Genomic DNA, 9,153 nt, shown 5'->3' with positions numbered 1-9,153 from the left:
GCACGGCCCCGCGACGCAGAGCGTCGCAGCTCCGCTCCCACGCGGAGCGTGGCAGCGAGTAGTAAGACCGTGCGAGTCTTCAACCGCCCTTCAGCACAGGGGCGGGAGTGGTGAAAGACACCGCATCGCCGTCTCTTCACCCGGCCACACTGCCGTCGTTTTCCTCCGACAGTGCAGATGCAGACTAAAGCCGGCAACGCCAGCAACCAAAGCGCCTATCCATGTCACGTTACGACGACGTCAAAGTCAGCCTTCAAGCGGCTCCGAGCACCTGGCTCATCACCGGTGTTGCCGGCTTCATCGGCTCCAATCTGCTCGAGGCCCTACTCAAGCTCGACCAAACCGTCATCGGGCTCGATAACTTCGCTACTGGCCATAGACACAACCTCGATGACGTTCAAACCTTGCTCACCTCGGGGCAATGGGATCGATTCACCTTCATCGAGGGCGACATCCGCGACCTCGCCGCTTGCCGCCAAGCCTGCAGTGGAGTCGATTACGTCCTGCACCAGGCCGCACTCGGCTCGGTACCGCGATCGCTTGATGACCCCATCACCACGAACGCAAACAACATCGACGGGTTTCTCAACATGCTCGTCGCCGCGCGCGATGCCGGCGTCAAGCGCTTTGTCTACGCCGCCAGCAGCTCCACCTATGGCGACCATCCCGGCCTACCCAAGCAGGAAGACATCATCGGCAAGCCGCTCTCGCCCTATGCGGTCACCAAGGTGGTCAATGAGCTCTATGCTGATGTCTTCGCGCGGGCCTACGGGCTGGACAGCATTGGACTGCGTTACTTCAACGTCTTCGGCCGACGGCAAGACCCCAACGGCGCCTATGCGGCGGTGATCCCCAAGTGGACTGCTGCGCTCATCGCCGGCGAAACCGTCTTCATCAACGGTGACGGCGAGACCAGCCGCGACTTCTGCTACATCGACAACGCCGTGCAGGCCAATCTTCTGGCCGCCACCGCGACCGACCCGCAAGCCGCCAATCAAGTCTTCAACGTCGCCGTCGGCGAGCGCACCACGCTCAACGAACTCTACACGCAGATCCACCGCCACCTGCTCCCGCGCTATCCGCACCTGCAGGGGGTGCAACCCATCTATCGTGATTTCCGCCCCGGCGACGTCCGCCACAGCCTGGCCGACATCACCAAGGCCGCGACGCGTTTGGGATACGCACCGAGTCAGCGCATCGCTGAAGGACTCGAGCGAGCCATATCCTGGTACGTCCGCTAATCCAACAAGTACGAGCCCGATGGCCCAAAAGTTCATGACCACAAACAATCAACTCATCGATGTGCTTGACCGCAAGGACGCCCGCATCGGCATCCTCGGTCTCGGCTATGTCGGCCTGCCGCTCATGCTGCGCTACGCCGAGGTCGGCTACCCCGTCCTCGGCTTCGACATCGACCTCGCCAAGGTCGACCAGCTCAACGCCGGCCAGAGCTACATCGAGCACATCAGCGCCGACAGCATCCAAGCCGCCCGCGCCAAAGGCTTCAGCGCCACCACCGACTTCAGCCGCGCGCGCGAGTGCGACGCACTCATCCTCTGCGTCCCCACGCCGCTCAACAAATACCGCGAGCCGGACTTAAGCTACGTCCTCGACACCACCGAGGCCATCGTCCCGCACCTGCGCCCCGGTCAGATCGTCTCGCTCGAGAGCACCACCTGGCCCGGCACCACCGACGAGGAGCTCAAGCCCCGCCTCGAGCGCAGCGGCCTCACCATCGGCCAAGACCTCTTCCTGGTCTTCTCCCCCGAGCGCGAAGACCCCGGCAACCCCAACTACAGCACCCGCACCATCCCCAAGGTGCTCGGCGGCCTCACACCCGCCTGCACCCGCGTCGGCCAAGCACTCTACGGCCAGGTCATCGACCAAGTGGTCACACTCAGCTCCACCCGCGCCGCCGAGATGACCAAGCTGCTCGAAAACATCCACCGCGCCGTCAACATCGGTCTGGTCAACGAGCTCAAGATCGTCTGCGACCGCATGGACATCGACATCCACGAGGTCATCCGCGCCGCCGCCACCAAGCCCTTCGGCTTCACCCCCTACTACCCGGGGCCCGGACTCGGCGGCCACTGCATCCCCATCGACCCCTTCTACCTCACCTGGAAGGCACGCGAATACGGCCTCAGCACCCGCTTCATCGAGCTCGCCGGCGAGGTCAACGCCAACATGCCCCAGTGGGTGGTGAGCAAGGTCGCCGACGCACTCAACGACCGCGGCAAGGCGCTCAAGGGCGCCAAGATCCTGGTGCTCGGCATCGCCTACAAAAAGAACGTCGATGATCGCCGCGAATCGCCGTCCCTCGAACTCATGGAACTGCTGCAGGCCAAGGGCGCCGAGATCAGTTACTCCGACCCCCACGTGCCGCGCTTTCTCAAGATGCGCCGGCACGACTTCGATCTGGAATCCGTGCCGCTCACGCCCGAGACCCTGGCCGCCGCCGACTGCGTGCTGCTCGCCACCGACCACGACCGCTTTGACTACGAGCTGATCAAGCGGCATGCGCCGCTCATTGTCGACACGCGCGGGCGCTATCAGGAACCGGCCGAAAACATTGTCCAGGCATAAACCAGCGTCACCGGCTCCTGCCACCAGTTGATCCACACCCATGGCAGCACCAACGGCCACGCCGACCGCTCAATGCAAGTGACGGAAACACAGGGATGAGCCACGACCAGAATTTCAAGAACCTGATCCTCGACGATCCGCGCGAAACGCTCGCCCTGTTCGCCGCCGCCGAGGCCCAGGCCATCGATGCCGGCGCCAGGATCCTGCCGATCCGCGAGGAGCAACTGAAGGAACGCCTCGGCGAGCGCTTCCGCGAGCTCGACGTGCCGCTGCTGGTGGAGTGGCCCGACGGGCGCCGCGCCGCGCTGCTGTTCGTGCTGGAAGAAGAAACCGACCCCAAGCGCTTCTCCATTCACCGCCTGGCCCACGACTGCCTTGATCTGGCCGAGCTCTATGGCACGGATCGCGTCGTACCGGTGGTGATCTTCCTGCACCCGGGCAATTACCCCGAGCGACTGGATCTGGGCAGCGAGCACAGCCACTACCTGCAGTTCAGCGACCTGCACACCGCGCTGTTCCGGCTGCAGGCACGCGAATATCTGGACAGCAAAAACATCGTCGCCCGCCTGACGTTGCCAACCATGGCCTTCGCGCCCGAGGAGAAGTTCGAGGTCATCGCCGCCGCCACCCGTGGACTGACCGAGCTGGAACCGGACCCCGAGCGGCGACTCAAATACGCCGACTTCATCGACATCTACGCCATGCTGGACGAGAATGAATGGGAAGCCTACCGCCAGCGCTATCCGCAAGAGGCCACGACAATGACCAGCTTTTCTGAAAGATTTACCGAACAAGGCCGTCAGCAGGGACTCCAACAGGGACTCCAGCAGGGGCTCCAGCAGGGGCTCCAACAGGAAACTCACTTGGTACTCCGACAACTGAACCGCCGTGTGGGGTCGGTGCCGGACGTCTATCGCCAGCGCATCGAATCGCTCCCGGTCGAGCAGATCGAAACCCTCGGCGAAGACCTGCTGGATTTCACCGGCCCCGCCGACCTCGAGGCCTGGCTCGCCCGCCACTGAATCGCGTCCTTGCCGCGAAAGTGCTCGTCATTCCCCTGTCTTGGCTTCGACGTCGACCCCGCCAGCGGCGAGCCAGCTGAAAATACTGTGAACGCTTAACCTGTTTTCTTTGCCCACATGACGCAGTCCATCCACCCGCTCTCGGATGTCCAGACCCGCCAGATCGGCGAGGGCAGCCGCATTTGGCAGTTTGTCGTCATCCTCCCCGGCGCCCGGATCGGCGCGGACTGCAACATCTGCGCGCACTGCCTCATCGAGAACGACGTGGTCATCGGCGACCGGGTCACGATCAAGTCTGGCGTGCAGTTGTGGGATGGCCTGCGCATCGAAGACGATGTCTTCATCGGGCCGAACGTCACCTTCACCAATGACCGCTTCCCGCGCAGCAAGCAGTACCCGGACCGCTTCGTCACGACCCTCGTGAAGCGCGGGGCCTCCATCGGGGGGGGGGCGGTGATCCTGCCTGGCCTGACCATTGGCGAGCGGGCGATGGTCGGCGCCGGTGCGGTGGTCACCCGGTCGGTTCCGGCCGGGGCCACCGTGGTTGGCAATCCGGCACGGATCATCGGCACGCTGGAGCCGGGTCATGAATCCGGCCCCACAGATCCTCAAGGCGCGACAGGTGATCGGTAAGACGCTGATCTTCAGAGATGCGACGCCGGAAGATGCCGCCTTCATCCTCTCGCTGCGTACCGACGAGAAAAAATCGCGTTATCTGAGCACCACCGCGCCAGACATCGATGCCCAGCGATCCTGGCTACAGCACTATGCAGCCGCGACCGATCAGGCCTATTTCATCATCGAATACCAGGACGAGCCCATCGGCACCGTGCGCCTCTACGATGTCCGGGACAACAGTTTTTGCTGGGGCTCCTGGATCCTCAAAGACGGTCGGCCAGCGCAGGCGGCCATGGAATCGGCGCTCATGGTCTACGCCTACGCGGTCGACCATCTCGGCTTCGCCGCGGCCCATTTCGACGTCCGTAAGGGTAACGAGCGCGTCTGGCAGTTCCACGAGCGCTTCGGTGCCGAGCGCACCCAAGAAACAGCGCTGGACTACTTCTACAGGCTGAGTCTGGAGGCCATCCAAGCCTCAAGAAGGCGCTACGCCAAATTTCTCCCGGACGGCGTCACAGTCGCCAACTGAATCGATGCAGCCACACAGCGCAGCCAACATGTCCATCCACGACTGCAAAATCATCGACCTGCCCAAGATCGCCAACCCCCAAGGCAATCTCACCTTCATCGAAGGCAACAACCACATCCCCTTCGATATCCAGCGCGTCTACTACCTCTACGACGTGCCGGGCGGGGCGGAGCGCGGGGGGCATGCGCACAAGGAGCTGCAGCAGCTCATCATCGCCATGTCGGGCAGCTTCGACATCGTCCTCGACGACGGGAAGGACAAGGTCCGCTACCACCTCAACCGCTCCTACAACGGCCTCTACGTCTGCCCCATGATGTGGCGCGAGCTCGACAACTTCTCATCCGGCTCGGTGTGCATGGTGCTGGCCTCCAACCGTTACGATGAGGCCGACTACTACCGCGACTACGCCGAGTTCATGCGCGCACGCTGGGGCGCTGAGTGAGGCTGTGTAGCTAGCGCCGACAGCTGGGGGTGTCACAACACAGGAGATGCCGCATGCACGTAATCGAGTTTGATGCCGACATTGAAGACGGGGCCATCAAGTTACCAAGCCAATATCGGGACATGGACGCGGGGCACGTGAAAGTGATTGCGTGGGTGGAGGAAACGGCAGCCAATCAGGCACCCCAGCAGGTGACCAATCAAAACGCACCAGTACCCGATCAAGAAGAACGCCCATTCTTTGCGGACGGCTACATCGAGCGGCACTGGCGCGAGCTCATCATCACCGCCGCGTTGAATCCGCAAGAAGACGATGACGCAGTCTTGCAAGAAGGCTATGGAGCCGAGTTCATGCGCGCACGCTGGGGCGCTGAATGACCATCCCTTTCCTCGACCTCGGCGCCCCCTATCAAGCGCTCAAAGACGAGCTCGACGCGGCCTATCAGCGCGTCATGGCCTCCGGCTGGTACATCCTCGGCGAGGAAGTCGAGCACTTCGAGACTGAGTTCGCCGCCTACTGTCAGGCCGCGCACGGCATCGGCGTCGCCAGCGGGCTCGATGCCCTGCATCTGGCCTTGCGCGCCTTCGACATCGGCCCGGGCGACGAGGTCATCGTCCCCTCGCACACCTTCATCGCCACCTGGCTCGCCGTTTCCCACGCCGGCGCCACCCCCGTGCCGGTGGAGCCCATCGAGGCCACCTACACCATCGACCCGGCGCGCATCGAGGCGGCCATCACGCCGCGCACCCGCGCCATCATCCCGGTGCACCTCTACGGCCAGCCCGCCGATCTCGAGCCCATCCTGGCCATCGCCCGGCGGCATGGGCTCAAGGTCATCGAAGACGCCGCCCAGGCCCACGGCGCCCGCTACAAGGGCAAGCGTATCGGCGCGCACGGCGATGCCGTGGCCTGGAGCTTCTATCCAGGCAAGAACCTGGGCGCCTTCGGCGATGCCGGCGCCGTCACCACCGATGACGCCGACCTGGCCGAGCGCCTGCGGATGCTGCGCAACTACGGCTCGCGCGAGAAATACGTCAACGCCATCCAGGGCTTCAACAGCCGGTTAGACCCGCTGCAGGCCGCTTTCCTCGGCGTGAAGCTGCGACATCTGGATGCCTGGAACGCGCGCAGACGCGAGATCGCGGCGGCCTATCTGGAAGGCCTAGCCGAGAGCGACCTGGTCCTGCCGGTCGTCCCCGACTGGGCCGAGCCCGTCTGGCATCTGTTCGTCGTCCGCCATGCGCGCCGCGATGCCATCCAGCAACAGCTGGCGGAAGCCGGGATCGGCAGCCTCATCCATTACCCGATCGCCCCGCATCAGCAAGGCTGCTATGCCGACGCAAGGCCACCGACCGAAGGCAATCCAATCTCGGAGCGCCTAGCGACCGAGGTGCTGAGCCTACCGATGGGCCCGCACCTCACAGCCGCCGATGCAGCGAGAGTGATCGATCAAGTGAGGCGCATGATCTGAACCCAGCGACGCGAACATCAGAACCGCCCACCCGGCGCATCTCGCCCCATGACAAAATGACCCAACCACCTAAATTCCTAACGTTTAACTCTTAACCTTTCACCATTCACCCTTCACCCTTCACCCTTAACCCTTAACCCTTAACCTTTAAAAAAAACCTTGACCCTCCAGACCCTTATCATCGAACCCGGCCTCGCCGAGCGCCACTACTGGCGCGACCTGTGGCGCTACCGCGAGCTGTTCTTCGTCCTTGCCTGGCGCGACGTCGCCGTGCGTTACAAACAGACCATCATCGGCCTCGCCTGGGCACTGCTCCAGCCTTTCCTAACCATGGTGGTCTTCACCGTCGTCTTCGGCAAACTGGCCAAGATGCCCACCGAGGGCGACGCACCCTACGCCCTGCTGGTCTTTGCCGGCCTGTTGCCCTGGCAGTTCTTCTCCAGCTCGCTGTCATCGGCGTCAAACAGCCTCATCGGCAACGCCAACTTGATCAGTAAGGTCTACTTTCCGCGGCTCATCGTGCCCACCGCCGCCGTGGTGGTGTCCTTCATCGATTTTCTCATCAGCTTCAGCATCTTGGTGTTGGTGATGGTCTGGTACCAGTTCATGCCTGGCTGGCAGATCCTCACCCTGCCGTTCTTCGTCCTCATGGCTTTCCTCGCGGCACTCGGGCCTGGACTCTGGATCACCGCGCTCAACGTCAAATACCGCGACTTCCGCTACGTGATCCCCTTCATCGTTTCCATGGGCCTCTACGTCTCCCCGGTCGGCTTCAGCTCCAGCGTCATCCCCGAGCAATGGCGACTGCTGTATTCGCTGAACCCAGTCGTCGGCGTCATCGACGGCTTCCGCTGGGCCATCCTCGGCGGCGAGGCTCAGATCTACTGGCCCGGCTTCATCCTCAGCTGGTGCCTAATCGGTTTCTTTCTGTGGCTAGGCATCCGCCAGTTCCGCAAGATGGAAAAGAGCTTTGCAGATTTTGTTTGAAGATTCCCCATCCCATGCCAGCGATTAAAGTCGAAAACCTCTCCAAGTCCTACCTCGTCGGCCACAACGCCGCGAGGACCGAGCGCTACACTGCGCTGCGCGACGTCATCGCCCGCAATGCCCGTGACTTGGCTCGCAAGACACGCGACATGATCCACGGCCGCCCAATCATCCAGGGTGACGAGGTCGAGGAGTTCTGGGCGCTGAAAGACGTCTCTTTTGAGGTACAGCATGGCGAGACCCTCGGCATCATCGGCCGCAACGGTGCCGGTAAGTCGACCCTACTCAAGATCCTGAGCCGTATCACCGAGCCGACCAAGGGGCGCATCACCCTCAATGGGCGAGTCGCCAGCCTGCTCGAGGTCGGCACCGGCTTCCACCCGGAGCTCAGCGGGCGCGAGAACATCTATCTCAACGGCGCCATCCTCGGCATGTGCCGCGGTGAGATCCAGCGCAAGTTCGACGAGATCGTTTCCTTTGCCGAGGTCGAGAAGTTTCTCGATACCCCGGTCAAGCGTTACTCGTCCGGAATGTATGTGCGTTTGGCTTTCGCCGTTGCGGCCCATCTGGAGCCAGAGATACTGGTGGTGGATGAAGTGCTGGCGGTAGGCGATGCCCAGTTTCAAAAAAAGTGTCTGGGTAAGATGGGCGATGTCGCACACGAAGGCCGCACCGTTCTCTTCGTCAGCCATAACATGGCAGCGCTGCTGGGACTTTGCTCACGCGCCATCCTATTAGATAAAGGATGTCAAGTTCATGATGGCCCTGCTGAAGATACCGTACGTCGTTACATTGAGATGGGAAAGACCGATCTCGGCGAGAAGACCTGGACCGACCTCAATAAAGCCCCCGGTACCGACAAGGTCAAACTGCATGCTGTTCGTTTTGTCTCTGATGGAACTGTTACCAGTGATGTTGAAATAAACAAAGAGCTCAACATCGAAATCGACTTCTGGGCTCGTCGGAACGGAGACCACATCTCCACCAGCATTCATTTGCTCGACTCGATGGGTGTCGTCGTATTGGCCAGCGCCAACATGCATTCCGCTAATCTGACTCGGGATGACTGGTTTGGCAGACCCCATGAGCTCGGACTGTACCGGACGACTTGTGTGATCCCTGCCAATTTCTTGAATCAAGGTCGTTACAGCATCAATGTGATCGTGCTAACCGATATCACCAATGCGGAAGTATTTGAAAAAGAAGTCCTCACCTTCACCGTCCATGAGACCGGTGCAATGCGCAAAGAGTATAGCGGCGTATGGATTGGAGTGGTCCGGCCCAAGCTCGCTTGGTCCACCGATTTGATCCAGCCTGGAATGGTTGGGTGACCCCATGAAAGCCGTCATCCTCGCCGGTGGCCTCGGCACCCGCATCTCCGAGGAAACCCACCTCAAGCCGAAGCCCATGATCGAGATCGGTGGCCGCCCCATCCTCTGGCACATCCTCAAGCTCTACTCCGCCCACGGCGTGAATGACTTCGTCATCTGCTGCGGTT

Annotated in this window: 11 protein-coding genes; all 11 read left to right on the top strand. The window is 62.0% G+C overall.

Features of this window, described 5'->3' with window-relative positions; genetic code table 11:
• The first annotated feature begins 221 nt into the window (after nucleotides 1-221).
• Nucleotides 222-1,241 carry an NAD-dependent epimerase/dehydratase family protein gene (locus tag B4N44_RS06135; protein WP_296698070.1) on the top strand — a complete coding sequence of 340 codons (1,020 nt, stop codon included), beginning with the start codon at nucleotides 222-224 and terminating at the stop codon, nucleotides 1,239-1,241.
• A 34-nt stretch (nucleotides 1,242-1,275) separates the two neighbouring features.
• The gene (locus tag B4N44_RS06130) at nucleotides 1,276-2,586 is read left to right on the top strand and encodes a nucleotide sugar dehydrogenase (RefSeq protein WP_296698066.1); all 1,311 of its coding nucleotides are present in this window, start codon (nucleotides 1,276-1,278) and stop codon (nucleotides 2,584-2,586) included.
• A gap of 95 nt (nucleotides 2,587-2,681) precedes the next feature.
• Nucleotides 2,682-3,608, top strand: a complete 927-nt coding sequence (locus B4N44_RS06125) for a DUF4351 domain-containing protein (protein ID WP_296698063.1) — start codon at nucleotides 2,682-2,684, stop codon at nucleotides 3,606-3,608.
• A gap of 117 nt (nucleotides 3,609-3,725) precedes the next feature.
• Nucleotides 3,726-4,241 carry an acyltransferase gene (locus tag B4N44_RS06120; protein ID WP_296698061.1) on the top strand — a complete coding sequence of 172 codons (516 nt, stop codon included), beginning with the start codon at nucleotides 3,726-3,728 and terminating at the stop codon, nucleotides 4,239-4,241.
• Nucleotides 4,195-4,755, top strand: a complete 561-nt coding sequence (locus tag B4N44_RS06115; RefSeq protein WP_296698058.1) for a GNAT family N-acetyltransferase — start codon at nucleotides 4,195-4,197, stop codon at nucleotides 4,753-4,755. Before B4N44_RS06120 ends, B4N44_RS06115 begins: the two co-directional genes overlap by 47 nt.
• Before the next feature lie 28 nt (nucleotides 4,756-4,783).
• Nucleotides 4,784-5,197, top strand: a complete 414-nt coding sequence (locus B4N44_RS06110; RefSeq protein ID WP_296698055.1) for a sugar 3,4-ketoisomerase — start codon at nucleotides 4,784-4,786, stop codon at nucleotides 5,195-5,197.
• 53 nt (nucleotides 5,198-5,250) lie between these two features.
• Nucleotides 5,251-5,574 carry a hypothetical protein gene (locus B4N44_RS06105; RefSeq protein WP_296698052.1) on the top strand — a complete coding sequence of 108 codons (324 nt, stop codon included), beginning with the start codon at nucleotides 5,251-5,253 and terminating at the stop codon, nucleotides 5,572-5,574.
• Nucleotides 5,571-6,668, top strand: coding sequence for a DegT/DnrJ/EryC1/StrS family aminotransferase (locus B4N44_RS06100; RefSeq protein ID WP_296698048.1), 1,098 nt, complete (start codon nucleotides 5,571-5,573; stop codon nucleotides 6,666-6,668). The genes B4N44_RS06105 and B4N44_RS06100 overlap by 4 nt, the downstream gene beginning before the upstream one ends.
• A gap of 159 nt (nucleotides 6,669-6,827) precedes the next feature.
• Complete coding sequence (locus tag B4N44_RS06095; protein WP_296698044.1) at nucleotides 6,828-7,655, top strand: ABC transporter permease; 828 nt, start codon at nucleotides 6,828-6,830, stop codon at nucleotides 7,653-7,655.
• Between the two features lie 14 nt (nucleotides 7,656-7,669).
• Nucleotides 7,670-8,986 (top strand): ABC transporter ATP-binding protein, encoded by a 1,317-nt coding sequence (locus B4N44_RS06090; RefSeq protein WP_296698042.1) that lies wholly within the window; start codon nucleotides 7,670-7,672, stop codon nucleotides 8,984-8,986.
• Between the two features lie 4 nt (nucleotides 8,987-8,990).
• A partial coding sequence (locus B4N44_RS06085; protein WP_296698073.1) for an NTP transferase domain-containing protein occupies nucleotides 8,991-9,153 on the top strand: 163 nt, incomplete at its 3' end.

Origin of the sequence: Thiocapsa sp. UBA6158 (assembly GCF_002423035.1) — a bacterium.
GTDB lineage: Bacteria > Pseudomonadota > Gammaproteobacteria > Chromatiales > Chromatiaceae > Thiocapsa.
The sequence above is the reverse complement of the archived record's forward strand: the minus strand, read 5'-3'. Positions and strand labels throughout refer to the sequence as shown.